Raw genomic sequence first — 18,584 nt, 5'->3', positions numbered from 1 at the left:
CGCTAAGGAATTGCACTATGGCAAAGCTGATTCTCTCCATGGACGGACTGGTCCTGAAGGAAATCCCGCTCACCAAGGAGCGGATGACCATCGGCCGCAAGCCCCACAACGATATCCAGATCGACAATCTGGCCATCAGCGGGGAACACGCGGCCCTGGTGACCATCCTCAACGATTCCTTTCTCGAGGACCTGAACAGCACCAACGGCACCCTGGTGAACGGCCAGCCAATCAAGAAGCACTTCCTGCAGAACGGCGACGTGGTGGAACTGGGCAAGTACAAGCTCAAGTTCATCAGCGACCTGCCCGCCGCCCGTGAGGGGGAGACCGACTTCGAGAAGACCATGGTGCTGCGTCCCGGCAGCATCCAGCCCCAGGAGGCGCCCGCCGCCTCCGCCGTGGGCGAGGCCACCCATGCCAACTTCGGCGACGTGCGCATCCCGTCGCCGCCGCCGGCTGCCCCCGCCGCCGCCGCGGCGCCCCTGCTGGGGGTGGTGCAGATCCTCAACGGCGCCAATGCGGGCAAGGAACTGGAACTGGTGAAGACCCTCACCACCCTGGGCAAGCCCGGCGTGCAGGTGGCCGTCATCACCCGGCGGCCCCATGGTTATTTCATCACCCATGTGGAAGGCGGCCAGTTCCCGGTGGTCAACGGCAAGACCCTGGACGCCCAGGCCCATCCCCTGGCGGACCACGATGTGGTCGAGATCGCCGGGGTGAAGATGGAATTCTTCCTGAAGAACTGAGGGGCGCGGACGCAGCGGCGCCGCACGGCCAGCCGGGGGCACATTGAAAAAGAACCTTGTCAGAATCGCCCTCGGCCTGGCGCTGGTGCTGCTCACCCTGGGGCATTCCATCCGCCTCTACCAGCATCCCCTGCTGTCCCACCTGGATGCCATCACCTACGACGCCCGCCTGCGCCTGACCCAGCCCGGCGGCCAGGACAGCCGGGTGGTGGTGGTCGATATCGACGAGAAGAGTCTGGCCGAAGTGGGGCGCTGGCCCTGGAGCCGGGACAAGGTGAGCCGGCTGGTGCGGCAGCTGACGGACCACTACGGCGTGCAGCTGGTCGGCTTCGACGTGGTCTTTGCCGAACCGGATGAAAGCTCCGGCCTGCGGGTCCTGGAGCGCATGGGCGCCACCAGCCTGAAGGGCGACGCAGCTTTCCTCGCCTCTCTCGCTTCCCTGCGCGGCAGCCTAGATTACGACGGCCAGTTCGCCGCCACCCTCAAGGGGCGGCCGGTGGTGCTGGGCTTCTACATGTCCAACGGCATTCCCCAGGGGGCGCTGCCGCCGGCGGTGCTGCCGGCCGGCACTTTCAAGGGGCGCAACATCCTGTTCACCTCCTGGCGCGGCTACGGCGGCAACCTGCCGGCCTTCCAGGCGGCGGCCCCGGCCGGCGGCCACTTCAATCCCCTGGTGGATTTCGACGGCATTTCCCGCCGGGTGCCCATGCTGGTGGAGCACGGCGGCCAGTACTACGAATCCCTTTCCCTGGCCATGGTGCGCCTGCTGCTGGGCAATGTACCGGTGCGGCCGGGCTACGCCGAAGGGGGCAGCGGTTCCGGCTATGCCGGCCTGGAATGGCTGGACCTGCCGACCCCCCGAGGGGCGCTGCGCATTCCCGTGGACGAGAACGTGGCCACTCTGGTGCCCTACCGGGGCGGCCAGGGCAGCTTCGTCTACCTGTCGGCGGCGGACGTGCTGCAGGGGCGGGTGGCGCCGGCCAGCCTGCAGGGGAAGGTGGTGCTGGTGGGCACCACCGCGCCCGGCCTCATGGACTTGCGGGCGACCCCGGTGGGCGAGGCCTATCCGGGGGTGGAAATCCACGCCAACCTGATTGCCGGCATGCTCGACGGCAGCCTCAAGCACAAGCCGCCCTACGCCCTGGGTTTCGACGTGGTCCAGGTGCTGCTGGTGGGCCTGCTGCTGTCCCTGCTGCTGCCGTCCCTGTCGCCATCCCGGGCCACCCTGCTCACCGGGGCGGTGCTGGCCGGGGTGGTGGGGCTCAACCTCGCTTTGTGGCAGTCCGGCCTGGCCCTGCCGGTGGCCGGCGTACTGCTCCTGATCCTGGCCCTCTACGCCATGAACATGTCCTGGGGCTACTTCGTCGAATCCCACAGCAAGCGCCAGCTGACCCAACTCTTCGGGCAGTACGTGCCGCCGGAGCTGGTGGACGAGATGGCCCGGGATCCGGAACGCTACAGCATGGAAGGCCGCAACGCCGAGCTGACCGTGCTGTTCTCCGACATCCGCGGCTTCACCAGCATTTCGGAAGGCCTGGACCCCAAGGACCTGGCCCATTTGATCAACGAATACCTGGGGGCCATGACCACGGTGATCCGGCACCACCGGGGCACCCTGGACAAATACATCGGCGATGCCATCATGGCCTTCTGGGGGGCGCCGGTGGCCGACCCCGACCATGCCCGCCACGCCCTGTTGGCGGCCTTGGAGATGCAGGTGGAGCTGCGTCGTCTCGACGCTCCCTTCGCCGCCCGGGGCTGGCCGGCCCTGCAGATCGGCATCGGCATCAATACCGGCCTCATGACTGTCGGCGACATGGGCTCGCCCCTGCGCCAGGCCTATACGGTGATGGGCGATGCGGTGAATCTGGGCTCCCGCCTGGAGGGCCTGACCAAGCAGTACGGCGTCGGCATCATCGTCGGCGAGGCCACCCGGGCGGCGGTGCGGGACGGCGTCTTCCGCGAGCTTGACCGGGTCCGGGTGAAGGGCAAGGATGAGCCGGTGGCCATTTACGAGCCCCTGGGCCTGGCGGGCAGCGTGCCCCAGGCCGTGCTGGATGAACTGAAACTGTGGCAGCAGGCCCTGCGCTGTTATCGTGCCCAGGAATGGGACCAGGCCGAGCTGCAGCTGATGAACCTGGTGCGCCTCAACGGTGACTGCCGGCTCTATCAGCTTTACGGCGAGCGCGTTGCCCATCTGCGGCAGCAAGCTCCGGGCGACGGCTGGGACGGCGTCACCACTTTCGAAACCAAGTAGCGGCCGGAAAATCATGAAAATCAGGATTCTCGGTTGTAGCGGCGGCATCGGCGGCCGGCATTTGCGGACCACCTCCATGCTGGTGGATCACGATGTGCTGGTGGATGCGGGAACCGGCGTGGCGGACCTCTCCCTGGCGGAGCTGGGGGCGATCGACCACATCTTCCTCACCCATTCCCATCTCGACCACATCGCCTCCTTGCCCCTGCTGATCGACACCGTCATGGACATGCGCATCGGCCGGCCGGTGACGGTGCACGCCAGCGAGGCCACCCTTGCCATCCTGCGCCAGCACGTTTTCAACTGGCTGGTCTGGCCCGATTTCAGCGAAATCCCGAGCCGGGAAACCCCCTGCCTGCAGTTCCAGGCCATGGAGCTGGGGCAGCGGGTAGATCTGGGCTGCGGCCGCAGCATCACCGCCCTGCCGGCGGAACACACGGTGCCGGCCGTGGGCTATCTGCTGGATTCGGGCAGCAACAGCTTGGCCTTCAGCGGCGACACCACCAGCAACGACAGCTTCTGGCCCCGGGTGAACGAAGTTGCCAACCTGCGCTACCTCATCATCGAGACGGCCTTCTCCAACAAGGAGCGGGCCCTGGCCATCGCCTCCAAGCACCTCTGTCCAAGCCTGCTGGCGGAGGAACTGGCCAAGCTGGCGCGACCGGCCGAGGTTTTCATCACCCACCTGAAGCCCGGCCAGATCGAGCAGACCATGCAGGAGATCGAGGAAGGCGTGGCCGGCTTTAAGCCCCGCATGCTGCAGAACAACCAGGTCTTCGAACTGTGAGCGCGTCATGGCCAAGGTGAGCGTGGAAGCCCTGGCGCGCCTTTCGCCCCTGGGCAATCTGTCGGGAGAGCGGCTGGCTGAACTGGCCGCCTACTGCCGCCTGGAAAGCCTGGCCCCGGGCCAGGCGCTGCCGCGCCAGCGCCTGGAGGCCGGGCTTTCCCTCTACCTGCTGCAGGGCGAACTGCGGCTGTCGTTTGCCGACGGCAGCGGCGCCGTGCTGCAGGCCGGCAGCGAGGCGGCTGCCTGGCCCCTGGGCCTGCAGGAGCCCCGGCCCCAGGCGCTGCTGGCGGTGGGGAACGTTGAACTGCTGGGCGTTGATGGGCAGTTACTGGACATCCTGCTTACCTGGGAACAGCTGGCGGCCAACGCCGGCGTGCAGAAAGCCCCGGCCGTTGCCCCTGCCGCCCCGGAGGAGACCACCGACTGGCGGCAGATGTCCGGCGCCTTCAATGTCCAGGTGCTCACCGCCAGCGCCCTGGGCCAGCTGCCGCCGGCCCACATCGATGTCCTGCTGCAACGCTTCCGCCGCCTGCGGGTGCCGGCCGGAGAAGTACTGATCCGGGAAGGGGACGTGGGTGATGCCTACTACCTGATCGAGTCCGGCAGCTGCGAGGTGACCCGCCGCCTCGGCAACAAGGAGGTCGTCCTCGCCCAATTGGGGGCCGGCCAGGCTTTCGGCGAGGAGGCCCTGGTGGCCAATGCCCGGCGCAACGCCAGCGTCACCATGAAGAGCAAGGGCGTCCTGCTGAAGCTGGGCAAGGAGGATTTCGATGCTTTGTTGCGGGCGCCCCTGCTCAAGGGGCTGTCCCGCGACGAGGCCCAGGATCGGGTGGCCCGGGGCGCCGTCTGGGTGGATGTGCGCTATCCGGCGGAGTTCCGTTTCGACGGCCTGCCCGGGGCCATCAACCTGCCGGTGAACGAGGTGCGCGGCGCCTTCGGCAGCCTCGATCCGAACCGGGAATACGTGGTCTATTGTCAAAGCGGACGCCGCAGCTCGGCCGTCGCCTTTCTCCTGACGCAGCAGGGCTATCAGGCCTGGTGGCTGGAAGGCGGGCTCTGGGGCCCCTTGGCCGAAACGAAGGAACAATAATGAACGCAGCACATCCCACCCCCGACAGCAGCGCCCAGGGCGACGTCAATAGCCGCCTGCTCTTTTTCAAGAACCTGCAGGCGGTCACCAACAAGATCCACGCCACCAGCAATATTGACGAGATCATGCTGGAGCTGTCCCAGGACATCTGCAATCTCTTCAATGCGGACCGGCTGACCATCTACACCGTCAGCGAAGACCGCAGCAGCATCGTCTCCAAGGTGAAGACCGGCCTCAATTCCTTCAAGGACCTGAAGCTGCCCATCACCGAGCAGAGCGTGGCCGGCTATGTGGCCATGACCCAGAAAATGGCCAATATCCGGGACGTCTACGACGACGTGGAGCTGAAGGCCTATTCCCCCAAGATGAACTTCCTGCAGGAGGTGGACAAGCGCACCGGCTATCGCACCAAGCAGATGCTGGTGGCGCCCATCAGCGACGGGGAGGGGGCTTTGCTGGGAGTGGTGCAAATCATCAACAACCGGGACGATGTGCCCTTTGCCGCCGTGGCGGAGGAGGGCGTCCAGGGCCTGGCCCAGACCCTGGCCATCGCCTTCACCCAGCGCCAGAAGGCGGTGCCGGGGGTGCGCTCCAAGTACGACGGCCTGGTCAGCGATGCCGTCATCTCCGCCGCCGAACTGGACCTGGCCCAGCGCTCGGCCCGGCGCAAGGGGCTCGATCTGGAGGAGGTCCTGGTCAAGGAATTCCAGGTCAAGCCGGCGGCCATCGGCCAGGCACTGGCCAAGTACTTCGGCGACCCCTACGAGCCCTACCGCAGCGAGCGGGTCAAGCCCATCGACCTGCTGCGCAACCTCAAGCGCGACTATCTCGAGTCCCAGCAATGGGTGCCGGTGGAGGAAACCCGGGAAGGCGTGGTGGTGGTGGCGACGGACCCGGAGCGGGTGCGCAACTCCCGGGTGGTGAACAACATCTTCCCCAAGAGCAAGGTGGTCTACCGGGTCACCACCAACCGGGAATTCCTCCAGGTGCTGGACCATTTCTTCGGTGCCCTGGCGGACGTGGCCTCGGTGGGCGACCTGCTCTCCGACCTGGGGGATGGTGACGACGAGGCAGGCGACGTTGTCGGCGACGACGTTTCTGCCGCCGCCGAGAACGAGCTGGTCAAGCTGGTGAACAAGATCATCATCGAGGCTTACCAGCAGGGGGCTTCCGACATCCACATCGAACCCCGGCCGGGCAAGGAAAAGACCCTGATCCGCTTCCGCAAGGACGGCTCCCTGGTGCCCTACATCGAGATCCCCGCCTCCTACCGCAATGCCCTTATCGCCCGCCTGAAAATCATGTGCGATCTGGATATCTCGGAGAAGCGCAAGCCCCAGGACGGCAAGATCAAGTTCAAGAAATACGGCCCCCTGGACATCGAGCTGCGGGTGGCCACCATCCCCACCGCCGGCGGCATGGAAGACGTGGTGATGCGCATCCTGGCCGCCGGCGAGCCCATTCCCCTGGACAGCCTGGGCCTGACGCCCCACAACCACGAGACCCTGAAGAGCATCATCAGCAAGCCCTACGGCCTCTTCTTCGTCTGCGGCCCCACCGGCTCGGGCAAGACCACCACCCTGCATTCCATCCTGGGCCACATCAACACGCCGGACACCAAGATCTGGACCGCGGAAGACCCGGTGGAAATCACCCAGAAGGGCCTGCGCCAGGTGCAGATCAACAAGAAGGCCGGCCTGGATTTCGCCACGGTCATGCGCTCCTTCCTGCGGGCCGATCCGGATGTGATCATGGTGGGCGAAATGCGGGATGCGGAAACCACCGGCATCGGCATCGAGGCCTCCCTCACCGGCCACCTGGTGTTCGCCACCCTGCATACCAACAGCGCCCCCGAATCGGTGATCCGCCTGCTGGACATGGGCATGGACCCCTTCAATTTCGCCGACGCCCTGCTCGGCATCCTGGCCCAGCGCCTGGCCAAGCGCCTGTGCAAGGAGTGCAAGGAGGCCTACCAGCCCTCGCCGGAGGACATGAAGCGGCTGCTGACCGAGTACTGCGAGGAGCTGACCAACACCGACAGCTGGAAGAAGGACCCCAAGGGCTCCTACGAAGCCGTCTACCGGGACTGGAACAGCCGCTACGCCAAGGACGGCCAGTTCACCCTGTATCGCCCCAAGGGCTGCCCCGTCTGCAACGACACCGGCTACAAGGGCCGGGTCGGCCTGCACGAGCTGATGGCCGGGACCGACGGCGTCAAGAAACTGATCCAGGAACATGCCCGGGTGGCCGAGCTGGTGGCCTGCGCCCTCAACGACGGCATGCGCACCCTGAAGATGGACGGCATCGACAAGGTGCTGCAGGGCATTACCGACATGAAGCAGGTACACGCGGTCTGCATCAAATAGGAGGTAGGGCATGGATACCCTGGACGATCTTTTCCGGCGCCTGGAGCAACTCAACGAGATCGGGGCGGCCCTCTCCCACGAGCGCAACCTGGATCGCCTGCTGGAGCGCATCCTGCTGGCGGCCAAGCAGATCACCCACGCGGACGGCGGCACCCTCTACCGCATGACCGAGGACGGGCGCCATCTGCGCTTCGAGATTGTCCGCACCGACTCCCTGGCCATCGCCTTTGGCGGTAGCAGCGGCCAGCCCCTCTCCTCCAAGTTCCCCGACCTGCCGCTGCACACCGAAAGCGGCGAGCCCAACAATTCCATGGTGGCCGCCTACAGCGCCCTCAATCTGCAGACGGTCAACATCGCCGACGCCTACACGGCGGAGGGCTTCGATTTCTCCGGCACCCGGGCCTTCGACGCCCGCACCGGCTACCGCTCCCAGTCCTTTCTCACGGTGCCCATGAAGAACCACGAGAACGAGGTGATCGGCGTCTTGCAGCTGATCAACGCCCAGGATCCCGTCAGCGGTGAAGTGCGGGCCTTCTCCTATGCGGACCAGCGCCTGGCCGAATCCCTGGCCTCCCAGGCGGCCATCGCCCTGACCAACCGGCAGCTCATTTCCCAGCTGGAAGAACTGTTCGAGTCCTTCATCCAGCTCATCAACACCGCCATCGACGAAAAATCCCCCTACACCGGCGGCCACTGCCAGCGGGTGCCGGAGCTGACCATGATGCTGGCCGAGGCGGTGAATGCCACCACGGAAGGCCCCCTGGCCGACTTCAGCATGTCCGACAAGGACCGCTACGAGCTGAAGATGGCCGGCCTGCTGCACGATTGCGGCAAGGTGACGACGCCGGTGCACGTGGTGGACAAGGCGACCAAGCTGCAGACCATCTTCGATCGCATCCATCTGCTGGATACCCGCTTCGAGGTGATTCGCCGCGATGTCCAGATCCGCATGTGGCAGGCCATTGCCGGCGGCCGAGGGGAAAGCCAGGCGCGCCAGGAACTGGAGGCGAGTCTGGCCCAGATGGAGGAAGACCAGCGCTTCCTGCAGCGCTGCAATGTGGGCGGCGAAGCCATGCAGCCGGAAGACCAGGAGCGGGTGCGGCAGATCGCCCGCCGCTACCGCTGGCAGGATGCGCAGGGCAAGGAAAACGACTTCCTCAGCGCCGACGAAGTGGAGAACCTGACCATCCGGGCCGGCACCCTGACCGAGGCCGAGCGGGAGATCATCAACCACCACATCGTCGCCACCATCCGCATGCTGGAATCCCTGCCCTGGCCCAAGCACCTGAAAAACGTGCCGGAATACGCCGGCGGCCACCACGAACGCATGGACGGCAAGGGCTATCCCCGGGGCCTGACCCGGGAACAGATGAGCGTCCAGGCCCGGATCATGGGCATCGCCGACATCTTCGAAGCCCTCACTGCCCGGGACCGGCCGTACAAGGAAGGCATGAAGCTGTCCCAGGCCCTCGCCATCATGCGGAAATTCCGCGACAACGGACATGTGGACGGGGATTTGCTCGACGTTTTCCTGAAGCAGCGGGTGTTTCTGCGCTATGCCGAGCGTTTTATGGACAAGAGCCAGCTTGACGTCGCCTAGTCAGAAAGTGCCGCGATAGGGATGTGTTGTGACAAAAAACGTCAGTTTTTGCGGCGTAGCCCCGGTGAAATCAAGGAAAAGCAAGCTGGCATCCTACTTGCTCATACTTGATTGAGGAGTTCCGGATATTCAGAGACTCCCATATATCCTTCTTCCAATAGGAGATTGTCATGAACAAGGTTCAGCAAGGTTTCACCCTGATCGAACTGATGGTGGTGGTTGCTATCATCGGTATCCTGGCCGCAGTTGCTCTGCCGGCTTACTCCGACTACCAGGCCAAGGGTAAGATCGCCGCCGGTCTGGCAGAAATTTCTGCCGTCCGTACCGCCTATGAAATGATCGCCAACGATGGCGGCACCCCGACCGAAGCTACCATCGGGCTTGACACTGCCAAGAGCGGCCACTGTACCTACACCGTGGACAACACCGGCATCTCCTGCGCCCTGAAGAATGCCCCGACCAAGGTCAATGGTCTGGCTATCAAGCTGGCCCGGGCTGCCGGTGGTGCCTGGTCCTGCGACGCCAGCGCCCTGCCCGCTGACATGAAGCCGAAGGGTTGCAGCTAATCCCAGGTTTTGTGATGAAAAAGCCCGCTTCGGCGGGCTTTTTTTATGGGTGGCGGCGTGTATCAGAGCACGCTGTCGCTTCTTGCCTAACTAAGCGAATTTCAACTGCCGCCAGCCAAAATGTCGGGGCCCAGGCAGCAGCGCAACAACGTCTGGGTTTCCCCGGCCCGGACCCGGTTGGAGAACCACCATACCGCGCCCTTCTTCACCGTCCACGGCGCTTCCTGGCCGGAGAGGAGCAGGGCGGCCAGTTGGCCCAGGGTGGGCTGGTGGCCGACGATGAGGATGGTCTGCCGGCTGTCGGGCCAGCCGGCGGCTGAGAGCAGGTCGTAGACGCTGGCATCGGGCGCCAGCTTGCGGCTGGTTTCGTAGGGCAGTTCCAGGGCGTCGGCGGTTTGCTGGGTGCGAACCGCCGGGCTGACCAGGATGCGGGTGTGCTTGGGCAGGCGGGGCTTGAGCCAGGCGGCCATCTGCCGGGCCTGCTTGGCGCCGCGGACGGTGAGGCGGCGGGCTAGGTCGTCGCTGCCGACCTCGGCTTCGGCGTGGCGCCAGAGGATCAGGTCCATGGCGGTCTCCGGGGACAAAGGCGCCATCCTAGCCGCTCCGCTTTGCAGTCTTGTTGCGCTTGCCGGGGGATTTTTCCCAGGGCGCCGTCTGGGCCAGGAAATCCTCGAGGAAAGCGGGCAGTTCTTCCAGCAGCAGGTCGCTGCGGCCGCCGAGCCAGCCCATGACCAGGCCGGGCCGGGCCGGCAGGGTGGGGGCCAGCAGCTCCCGGGCGGTGGCCAGGTCGTTGAGGCGCCCCAGGTGTTCCTGCAGGCGGGCCAGGGATTGGGCGTAGGGGGCGCCGTTGCCGCCGGCGGGAGCGAGGAACTCGATGGCGTAACGCAGCTTCTTGAAGGCGATGCGCAGGCGGTGGCGGCCGGCGTGGTCCAGCTCCGCCAGGTTGCGGGCCAGACGGCTGGCCTGGCGGGCGCGGCGGTCGAGGCGCCGGGCGGCGAAGTCGGCCAGGGGGCGCTGGCTGGCCGGCTCTTCCCCGAGGGCGAAGAGGTCGGCACTGAATTCCAGCAGCAGGCGGGAGTAGGCCGGCGAGCCCAGCAGGCGGCGCACTGCGAGGTGGGCGGCCTGGGAGCGGCTATTGGCGTGCCGTTCCAGGCGGGTCAGCTCGGCAACGCCGGGGAATGCGGCGTTCAGGGGAGGCAGGGTTTCGCTGAGGAACACGTCCCAGTTGCGGGCTTCTCCCAGGCCCCGGCCCAGGTCGCGCCAGGGGCCGGTCCAGCGTTGCCGGAAGGCTTCCGGCAGCACCGGGGCGAACAGTTTGAGCAGGGAACGCAGGCGGCGGATGGCGACCCGCACCTGGTGCACGTATTCCGGGCTGTCGCCGCGCTGGGCGCCGGCCTCGTTGGCCTGCAGGTGCTGCAGGCAGTCCAGGGCGGCGCTGCGGCAGGCGGCCAGGGGCGTCAGGTTCGTCTCCAGGGGCGCCGGACGGGCTTTCTGGGGCGGGCTGCGGCGGCCGGTGAACAGGGCGTAGCCCCGCTCCGCCTTGCTCGCCGCCACCGGGTGCAGGGCCTGGCGTTCGCCAAGGGCGGTGGACAGTTCCCGGGCCAGGGCGAAGAGGGCGGTCTCGGGGCCGGCCAGGAGCTCCAGTTCCAGTTCCCCCAGGGGCTCCCGCTGACCCTTGCTCTGGATGGTGCCCCGGTCCAGGGCGATCTCGATGCGGGTGCCGGGGGCCGGTTCGACGATCCAGGCGAGGCGGGTGAAATCGGTGGTGAAGGCGGCTTCCAGGCGGGGTGTGCGCTTTTCCAGCCAGCGCCGCAGGTCCCCATCGTCCACGTGGGAAAAATCGAACTGGCCGGGTGCCACCTTGGCTTCCCACTCATTGCGCCGGGCCAGGCCGCCGCTGGCCGGGTTGGCGGTCTTCACCGTCAGCAACCAGTCCCAGCCCTTGCGCCGGTGGCGCAGGGCCATGCGCTGGCCGAGCAGTTCCAGGTCGGGGGTGTCGTAATAGGTGTTGAGCAGCCGCTGGCGCTGGGGGGCGCTGCCGGCCAGGAGCGGATGCCGCAGGAGGCGGGCGGCGCCGCCGGGGGGCAGGCGCAGCTTGAGTTCGGTTTCGAGGGCCATGGCGGGGATTCTACACCCGGCGATTTATACCAATATGACAGCGGCCCCTTCGCCGCCGGGCTTGCCGCATAAAACAAAAAAGCCCCGGCAGAGGGGCTTTTCTACGGACTGCGGGCGCCGCGCCGGCGGCCCCGGAATGCCTAGAGGTCGAAGGTGCGCAGCTTTTCCACGTCGGGGATGTGGATCTTGCGGCCTTCCACCTTGATCAGGCCCCGCTCGGACAGTTCATGCAGGATGCGGGAGAAGTGTTCCTGGGTCAGGTTGAGGCGGGAGGCGATGATGCCCTTGTTGGTGGGCAGGTTCACCGTGGTTTCCTTGGGCAGGTGTTCCTCGTCCGGCAGGTCCCGCAGCAGGTAGCCGATGATGCGCTGGCGACCGGAGTGCAGGGAATAGGATTCCACGTCGGTGATGATCTGGTGCAGGCGCATGGAGAGGCCGGCGATCATCTTGCGGCCCAGCTTGGGGTCCCGTTCCAGTTCCTCGAACAGCACGGCCTTGGAGATGTGCAGCAGCTGGGAGTCGGTGAGGGCCTGGGCGTAGACGATGTAGGGCTTGTCCATGAACATCAGGGCTTCGCCGAAGGTCTGGCCCTGGCCGAGGATTTCCACCACCTTCTCGCCGCCCTGGGCGGAGGTGAAGGCCAGCTTGACCTGGCCGTAGACCACCAGGTGCAGGCCCTGGCAGGGATCGCCCTTGTGGAACAGGATGTCGCCGCGGGCCGCGTGGATTTCCCGGGTACCGCGGGCAATGCGGGCAATTTCGTCCGGGGCCAGGCCATTGAACATGGGCACATAGGACAGCAAGGCGTCGATGTTCAGATTGCTGGTGGTCACGAACGGCACTCCTCGAATGGAAAAATGGGCTCCATGGTCGCATTAGAGGCCCACGCTGACAAGCCCGGGAAGTCCCCGTCATTTATGGGGATTAGCCGCTGCCGGCGCCCGATACGGCGGCGGTCCCCATTCCCGGCAGGGGACGGGCCGGGGACGGCTATAATCGGCCCATCATTGCGCCTCTGCCGACAGCCCGGAATCCCGACTCCCCCCACTGCCATGTCCAAGCCCGATCTCTCCCGCCTCAGCCTCAAACGGGGGCCTGCCGCCCCGGCCGCGCCCCGCTCCCGCCGCCGCACCTGGCTCATCGGCGCCGCTGTCCTCGTGCTGGGCGGCCTGCTGCTGGCCTCCCTCTCCCGGCGCGAGACCGAGGTGGAGACGGTCTCCGTCACCACCGCCTATCCCTACCAGGGCGTCACCCTGCTCAATGCGGCCGGCTACGTGGTGGCCAGCCGCAAGGCCTCCGTCGCCTCCAAGGCCACCGGTCGCCTGGAATGGCTGGGAGTGCTGGAAGGCAGCCGGGTCAAGGCCGGCGAGGTGCTGGCCCGGCTGGAGAACAAGGACGTGCAGGCCCAGGCCGATCAGGCCGGTGCCGGCGTGCTGTCGGCCCAGGCCGAACTGAAGGACGCCCGGGCCGCCCTGGAGCGGGCGAAGGACCTGGCCCAGAAGAAGTTCGTCTCCGGCTCCTCCCTGGATACGGCCCAGGCCCGCTTCGACAAGGCCGCCGCCGCCGTGGCGGTGGCCCAGGCCAATCTGCGGGCGGCCCAGGTGGGGGTGGAGCAGACCCTCATCCGCGCCCCCTTCGACGGCGTGGTGCTGACCAAGACCGCCAACATCGGCGACGTCATCACCCCCTTCTCCTCGGCCCTGGAAAGCAAGGGCGCAGTGGTGACCATGGCCGACATGGACAGCCTGGAGGTGGAAGCCGACGTGGCCGAATCCAACCTGGCCAGGATCAAGGTGGGCCAGCCCTGCGAAATCCAGCTCGACGCCTTTCCCGAGTTGCGCTTCCGCGGCGAGGTGAGCCGCCTGGTGCCGACGGTGGATCGCTCCAAGGCCACGGTCATGACCAAGGTGCGTTTCGTGGACCGGGACGAGCGCATCCTGCCGGAAATGAGCGCCAAGGTGGCCTTCCTGGAAAAGCCCATGGGCGACGGTGAGCGCCAGCCCCTGGTGGCGGTGCACAAGGATGCCCTGGCGGCCGACGGCAAGTCCCTGTTCCTGGTCGAGGCCGGCAAAGCGAAGCGGGTGGCGGTGACGGTGGGCCGCCAGATCAACGATCTGCTGGAAGTGAGCGCTAACCCGGCGTTGCAGCCGGGAGCCAAGGTGGTGGCCCGTCCCGGCGAGCGCCTGGGGGACGGGGACCGGGTCAAGGTGGTGAGCAAGTGAGCGGCGCGGTGGACGGAAGCGCCGCCGCGGGCAGCGTGCTGAACGCTGTCGGCCATCAAGCCGGACTGGGTGCCGGGACAGATGACACTGGCAGCGGCACCCCCGCGGCGCCCCTGATCGTCCTCGACAACCTTTCCAAGAGCTACCGCCGGGGCCAGCAGGTGGTGCCGGTGCTGGAGCGCATCAGCTTCAACATCGCCGCCGGCGAGTTCCTGGCCCTGATGGGGCCGTCCGGTTCCGGCAAGAGCACCCTGCTCAATCTCATCGCCGGCATCGACCGGCCCGACTCCGGCACCCTCAGCGTCGCCGGCCAGGACATCGCCGCCCTGGAGGAGGCCGAACTGGCGGCCTGGCGGGCGGAAAACGTGGGCTTCATCTTCCAGTTCTACAACCTGATGCCGGTGCTGACCGCCCTGGAAAACGTGGAACTGCCCCTGCTGCTGAAAAACCTCGGCAAGGCCGAGCGGCGGGAGCGGGCCGAACTGGCCCTTTCCATGGTGGGCCTGGCGGACCGCATGGACCACACGCCCAACGAGCTTTCCGGCGGCCAGCAGCAGCGGGTGGCCATCGCCCGGGCCCTCATCACCGACCCCACCCTGATCGTGGCCGACGAACCCACCGGCGACCTGGACCGGGAGTCGGCCGGCGACATCCTGCACCTCCTGCAGCGCCTCAATGACGAGCTGGGCAAAACCATCGTCATGGTCACCCACGACCAGCGGGCGGCGGAATCGGCCCACGCCATCATGCATCTGGAAAAGGGCGAACTCTCCGCCCGCCAGGAAATCCGTCCGCGCTGATCCCCGCACCAGGGCCTGCCCCGGGAACCAATGAAAACGGGCCTGTCCGGCATGCCATGCCGCACAGGCCCGTCCTTATTGGGTGTCAGGCCGGCCGTCTTGGGCGTCTACGATGCGTCCCCCGTGGCGCCGGCCTTCAGCTTGCGGTACAGGGTATTGCGGCTGATGCCCAGGCGCCGTGCCGCTTCCGACAGATTGCCCCGGGCCGCGGCCACGGCCCGCTGGATGGCCAGGCGGGAAACTTCCTGCAGCCGGTCCGGCGCCGGCTGCTCCATCGTCGCGGCGGCGTCGGCGGCAAGGGGGCGCTGCTGCAGTTCCTCCGCCAGGTCGTCCGGCAGGTGGGACCAGTCGATGCATTCCTCGTCCGCCTCGAGCAGGGCGGTGGCGGTGCGCAGGGCGTTGGCCAGCTGGCGCAGGTTGCCCGGCCAGGCGTAGTCGGCGAAGGCCCGGGCCACCGCCGGGGCCAGGGCCAGGCTCCGCCCGGGGGCCATTTCCGCCAGCAGCCGTGCCACCAGGGCGGAGAAGTCGCTGCGTTCGCGCAGGGCCGGCAGGGTCAGGGTGAGGCCGTTGAGGCGGTAATACAGGTCGGCGCGGAAGCGGCCCGCTTCCACCTCCTGGCGCAGGGGCCTGTGGGTGGCGCAGACCAGGGCGAAATCCACCGCTACCGGCTTGCCGCTGCCCAGGGGCGTCACCTGGCGTTCCTGCAGCACCCGCAGCAGGCGGCTCTGCAGGTTGAGGGGCATGTCGCCGATCTCGTCCAGGAACAGGGTGCCGCCGTGGGCTTCGCGCAGGCGGCCGGGGCTGCCTTCCTTGCGGGCGCCGCTGAAGGCGCCGGGGGCGTAGCCGAAGAGTTCGGCCTCGATCAGGTTTTCCGGCAGGGCGGCGCAGTTCACGGCGACGAAGGGGCCCTCCCGGTGGGGGCTGCTGCGGTGGATGGCCTGGGCCAGCAGTTCCTTGCCGACCCCGGATTCGCCGTGGAGCAGGAGGGGAATGGGTTTGCCTGCCACCTTGCGGGCCTTGTCCAGAGCCACTTTCAGCCGGGCATCGCCCGTATCCAGCGCGGCCAGGGCGTCTTGGGGAGGGGTGCTCTGTGCGGCAGTGCCGACGGGGATGGGCGCCTTGCCGGCGTGGATCTGCAGGAACAGCCTGCCGCCGCGCCGGGTGTTTACCAGCAGGGCCTGCTGGCCCTGGCGCCGGCCCCAGTCGAGCAGGTCCTCGCTGCGGCTGTCCAGCACCCGCTCCAGGGGCGTCGCCCCCAGGTCCGCCGGCTGCAGACCGAGCATGGCCAGGGCGGCCCGGTTGGCGCCGACGATCCAGCCGTCTTCCGAGAGGGCCAGCACCCCTTCGGCCACGGTGCCGATGCCTTCGGCCCGGGGATGCAGGTGCAGGCGGATGTGGCGGCGGTGGCGGGAGAGCAGCAGCCGGTTTTCGATCATCTGGGCGGCGGTGCGCACCAGGCCCTGGGTGTGGGGGTGGTGGCTGCGGTGGTCGCCGGAGATGTCCAGGGCGCCGAGGAGCTTGCCGGACGGATCGAGGATGGGGGCGGCGGCGCAGGTGAGGAAGGTGTTGCGTTCGAGGAAGTGCTCGGCACCGTGGATTTCCACCGCCGCACCTTCGGCCAGGGCGGTGCCGATGGCGTTGGTGCCCCGGTGCTGTTCGTGCCAGGAGGCGCCGGGGGCCAGGGCCACCCGCTCGGCTTTGCCGAGGAAGTCCGGGTCCCCCAGGGCATGCACCAGCAGGCCCCGGTTGTCGGCCAGCACCACCATGCTGTGGGAGGCCTGGACCTGGGCGTAGAGGTATTCCATGACCGGCTCGGCGTGGGCGACGAATTCCTGGTGGCGCTCCAGGGCCTGGCGCAGGTGCTGTTCGGAGAGGCGCGGCGTTTCCGGGTTGCGGCCCACCGGCTCCAGGCCGGCGCCGCGACTGCGGTGCCAGGAGCGCAGCAGGCGCTCGTCCACCAGGCCGGGGGGAAGCTCGCCCTGCTCGAGAAACAGGCGTCGGGCCTGGCGCAGCAAGGGAGCGCCAGCCCGCGGGTGCGGATGGTTCATCAATGTCTCCTTCGCTCCGGCCTCTGACGGGTCGGATGGTGTGGTCCGGCGAGTATAGCCCTCTGTTTCCCCGGTGCAATGCTTTCCCCGGAAGTGTCCGGCCGGGTGTGTCATTTTGGTACAGCTGTGCCGGGACGGGACGTGCCACGGGGCGGCGGCCGCCGCCGGCGGCAGGGTGTGGTGCCATAGGAATCAATGGCTTGGGCTTGGGTGACGGCGCTGGCACGGCCCTTGATAAGGAGAAGCCGGGCTCCCTTTCTGGAGCCCTGTTCGATCCCCATAAAAACGGAAGGAGACACCATGCTTTACGCGACCCCCGGCAGCGCTGGCGCCAAACACCAGTACAAGGCCCGCTACGACAACTTCATCGGCGGCAAGTGGGTGGCCCCGGTCAAGGGCCAGTACTTCGACGTCATCACCCCCATCACCGGCAAGCCCTATACCCAGGCCGCCCAATCCGGCGCCGAGGATATCGAGCTGGCCCTGGATGCCGCCCACGCCGCCGCCGACAAGTGGGGCAAGACCTCCGCCACCGAACGCTCCAACATCCTGCTGAAGATCGCCGACCGCATCGAGGCCAACCTGGAAATGCTGGCCTATGTGGAGACGGTGGATAACGGCAAAGCCATCCGCGAAACCCTCAACGCCGACATTCCCCTGGCCGCCGACCACTTCCGCTACTTCGCCGGCTGTCTGCGTTCCCAGGAAGGCACCATCAGCGAGATCGACGAGAACACCATCGCCTACCACTTCCACGAACCCCTCGGCGTGGTGGGCCAGATCATCCCGTGGAACTTCCCCATCCTGATGGCCGCCTGGAAGCTGGCCCCGGCCCTGGGCGCCGGCAACTGCGTGGTCTTGAAGCCCGCCGAATCCACCCCCATCAGCATCCTGGTGCTGGCCGAGCTGATCGCCGACCTGCTGCCCCCGGGCGTGCTCAACATCGTCAACGGCTACGGCCGCGACGCCGGCATGGCCCTGGCTTCCAGCAAGCGCATCGCCAAGATCGCCTTCACCGGCTCCACCGCCACCGGCCGGGTCATCGCCCAGGCTGCCGCCAACAGCCTCATTCCCGCCACCCTGGAACTGGGCGGCAAGTCCCCCAACATCTTCTTCGCCGACGTGGCCGCCGCCGACGACGACTTCTTCGACAAGGCCATCGAAGGCCTGGTGCTGTTCGCCTTCAACCAGGGCGAAGTGTGCACCTGCCCCAGCCGGGCCCTGATCCACGAATCCATCTACGACCACTTCATGGAACGGGTGCTGGCCCGGGTCAAGGCCATCAAGCAGGGCAGCCCCCTCGACACCGACTCCATGATGGGCGCCCAGGCCTCCCAGATGCAGATGGACAAGATCATGTCCTACCTGGCCATCGGCAAGGAAGAGGGCGCCCAATGCCTGGTGGGCGGCGACCGGGCCCGCCTCGGTGGCGAACTGGCCGAGGGGTATTACATCCAGCCGACGCTGTTCAAGGGCCACAACAAGATGCGCATCTTCCAGGAGGAAATCTTCGGCCCGGTGCTGGCCGTGACCACCTTCAAGACTGAAGCCGAAGCCCTGGAAATCGCCAACGACACCCCCTACGGCCTTGGCGCCGGGGTGTGGAGCCGGGACGGCAACACCGCCTACCGCATGGGCCGCGGCATCAAGGCCGGCCGGGTGTGGACCAACTGCTACCACGCCTACCCGGCCCACGCCACCTTCGGCGGTTACAAGGAATCGGGCATCGGCCGCGAGACCCACAAGATGATGCTGGACCACTATCAGCAGACCAAGAACCTGCTGGTGAGCTACAGCCCCAAGGCGTTGGGCTTCTTCTAAAACGTCTCCTCCCTTGGCAGGGGCGCGGCCGGTGCGGGCTGCGCCCTTTTTTTATGGGGGAGGCCATCCGCCTGGGGGGGGGCAGGTTCCACGCCGAAGCGAACGGCATACAATGAAACCCTGATGGGCGTGAGCGTGCCCGACATGGGACAAAAGAGGCCGA

The 18,584-nt window shown here is 67.1% G+C and carries 14 protein-coding genes; 10 read left to right on the top strand and 4 right to left on the bottom strand.

Annotated features, from left to right (window positions below):
* Positions 1–17 precede the first annotated feature (17 nt).
* The 7 genes from EV678_RS15255 to EV678_RS15225 all read left to right on the top strand — a co-directional run bounded on the left by EV678_RS15255 (position 18) and on the right by EV678_RS15225 (position 9,412).
* A complete protein-coding gene (locus tag EV678_RS15255; protein ID WP_130460122.1) occupies positions 18–746 on the top strand; it encodes an FHA domain-containing protein in 729 nt (242 codons plus the stop codon).
* A 43-nt stretch (positions 747–789) separates the two neighbouring features.
* Positions 790–3,003 carry a CHASE2 domain-containing protein gene (locus EV678_RS15250; RefSeq protein ID WP_130460121.1) on the top strand — a complete coding sequence of 738 codons (2,214 nt, stop codon included), beginning with the start codon at positions 790–792 and terminating at the stop codon, positions 3,001–3,003.
* A 13-nt stretch (positions 3,004–3,016) separates the two neighbouring features.
* Positions 3,017–3,790 carry an MBL fold metallo-hydrolase gene (locus EV678_RS15245; protein WP_130460120.1) on the top strand — a complete coding sequence of 258 codons (774 nt, stop codon included), beginning with the start codon at positions 3,017–3,019 and terminating at the stop codon, positions 3,788–3,790.
* A 7-nt stretch (positions 3,791–3,797) separates the two neighbouring features.
* Positions 3,798–4,880 (top strand): cyclic nucleotide-binding domain-containing protein, encoded by a 1,083-nt coding sequence (locus tag EV678_RS15240; protein ID WP_130460119.1) that lies wholly within the window; start codon positions 3,798–3,800, stop codon positions 4,878–4,880.
* Positions 4,880–7,246 (top strand): GspE/PulE family protein, encoded by a 2,367-nt coding sequence (locus EV678_RS15235; protein ID WP_207222281.1) that lies wholly within the window; start codon positions 4,880–4,882, stop codon positions 7,244–7,246. The genes EV678_RS15240 and EV678_RS15235 overlap by 1 nt, the downstream gene beginning before the upstream one ends.
* Before the next feature lie 10 nt (positions 7,247–7,256).
* Complete coding sequence (locus EV678_RS15230; RefSeq protein ID WP_130460118.1) at positions 7,257–8,846, top strand: HD family phosphohydrolase; 1,590 nt, start codon at positions 7,257–7,259, stop codon at positions 8,844–8,846.
* 170 nt (positions 8,847–9,016) lie between these two features.
* Complete coding sequence (locus EV678_RS15225; RefSeq protein ID WP_130460117.1) at positions 9,017–9,412, top strand: pilin; 396 nt, start codon at positions 9,017–9,019, stop codon at positions 9,410–9,412.
* Between the two features lie 101 nt (positions 9,413–9,513).
* Here EV678_RS15225 and sixA read toward each other — a convergent pair whose 3' ends face one another.
* The 3 genes from sixA to EV678_RS15210 form a co-directional block, all read right to left on the bottom strand.
* A complete protein-coding gene (sixA, locus tag EV678_RS15220) occupies positions 9,514–9,978 on the bottom strand; it encodes a phosphohistidine phosphatase SixA (protein ID WP_165397541.1) in 465 nt (154 codons plus the stop codon).
* 28 nt (positions 9,979–10,006) lie between these two features.
* Entirely contained in the window at positions 10,007–11,530 is a 1,524-nt protein-coding gene (locus tag EV678_RS15215; RefSeq protein WP_130460115.1) for a CYTH and CHAD domain-containing protein, read from the bottom strand.
* Between the two features lie 140 nt (positions 11,531–11,670).
* Positions 11,671–12,363: a Crp/Fnr family transcriptional regulator gene (locus tag EV678_RS15210; RefSeq protein WP_014236556.1), complete on the bottom strand. Its 693-nt coding sequence runs from the start codon at positions 12,361–12,363 to the stop codon at positions 11,671–11,673.
* 219 nt (positions 12,364–12,582) lie between these two features.
* Here EV678_RS15210 and EV678_RS15205 point away from each other — a divergent pair, with 219 nt between their 5' ends.
* Together EV678_RS15205 and EV678_RS15200 are read left to right on the top strand one after the other, a co-directional pair.
* Positions 12,583–13,752, top strand: a complete 1,170-nt coding sequence (locus tag EV678_RS15205) for an efflux RND transporter periplasmic adaptor subunit (protein ID WP_130460114.1) — start codon at positions 12,583–12,585, stop codon at positions 13,750–13,752.
* A gap of 35 nt (positions 13,753–13,787) precedes the next feature.
* Positions 13,788–14,552, top strand: coding sequence for an ABC transporter ATP-binding protein (locus EV678_RS15200; protein ID WP_235832482.1), 765 nt, complete (start codon positions 13,788–13,790; stop codon positions 14,550–14,552).
* 107 nt (positions 14,553–14,659) lie between these two features.
* On the opposite strand, the gene EV678_RS15195 is transcribed toward EV678_RS15200, so the two are convergent.
* Positions 14,660–16,600, bottom strand: a complete 1,941-nt coding sequence (locus EV678_RS15195; protein WP_130460113.1) for a sigma-54-dependent Fis family transcriptional regulator — start codon at positions 16,598–16,600, stop codon at positions 14,660–14,662.
* A gap of 300 nt (positions 16,601–16,900) precedes the next feature.
* Between EV678_RS15195 and adh the strand changes: the two genes are divergently transcribed.
* Positions 16,901–18,421, top strand: a complete 1,521-nt coding sequence (adh, locus tag EV678_RS15190; protein ID WP_130460112.1) for an aldehyde dehydrogenase — start codon at positions 16,901–16,903, stop codon at positions 18,419–18,421.
* Positions 18,422–18,584: the final 163 nt, after the last annotated feature.

Origin of the sequence: Azospira oryzae (assembly GCF_004217225.1) — a bacterium.
Classification (GTDB): Bacteria; Pseudomonadota; Gammaproteobacteria; order Burkholderiales; family Rhodocyclaceae; genus Azospira; species Azospira oryzae.
This window is presented reverse-complemented; position numbering and strand designations above follow the sequence as displayed.

Coding starts and splice junctions, on each gene's coding strand:
- EV678_RS15255 (WP_130460122.1), top strand. CDS start 18: ATGGCAAAGCTGATTCTCTCCATGGACGGACTGGTCCTGAAGGAAATC.
- EV678_RS15245 (WP_130460120.1), top strand. CDS start 3,017: ATGAAAATCAGGATTCTCGGTTGTAGCGGCGGCATCGGCGGCCGGCAT.
- EV678_RS15240 (WP_130460119.1), top strand. CDS start 3,798: ATGGCCAAGGTGAGCGTGGAAGCCCTGGCGCGCCTTTCGCCCCTGGGC.
- sixA (WP_165397541.1), bottom strand. CDS start 9,978: ATGGACCTGATCCTCTGGCGCCACGCCGAAGCCGAGGTCGGCAGCGAC.
- EV678_RS15235 (WP_207222281.1), top strand. CDS start 4,880: ATGAACGCAGCACATCCCACCCCCGACAGCAGCGCCCAGGGCGACGTC.
- EV678_RS15195 (WP_130460113.1), bottom strand. CDS start 16,600: ATGAACCATCCGCACCCGCGGGCTGGCGCTCCCTTGCTGCGCCAGGCC.
- adh (WP_130460112.1), top strand. CDS start 16,901: ATGCTTTACGCGACCCCCGGCAGCGCTGGCGCCAAACACCAGTACAAG.
- EV678_RS15215 (WP_130460115.1), bottom strand. CDS start 11,530: ATGGCCCTCGAAACCGAACTCAAGCTGCGCCTGCCCCCCGGCGGCGCC.
- EV678_RS15205 (WP_130460114.1), top strand. CDS start 12,583: ATGTCCAAGCCCGATCTCTCCCGCCTCAGCCTCAAACGGGGGCCTGCC.
- EV678_RS15225 (WP_130460117.1), top strand. CDS start 9,017: ATGAACAAGGTTCAGCAAGGTTTCACCCTGATCGAACTGATGGTGGTG.
- EV678_RS15230 (WP_130460118.1), top strand. CDS start 7,257: ATGGATACCCTGGACGATCTTTTCCGGCGCCTGGAGCAACTCAACGAG.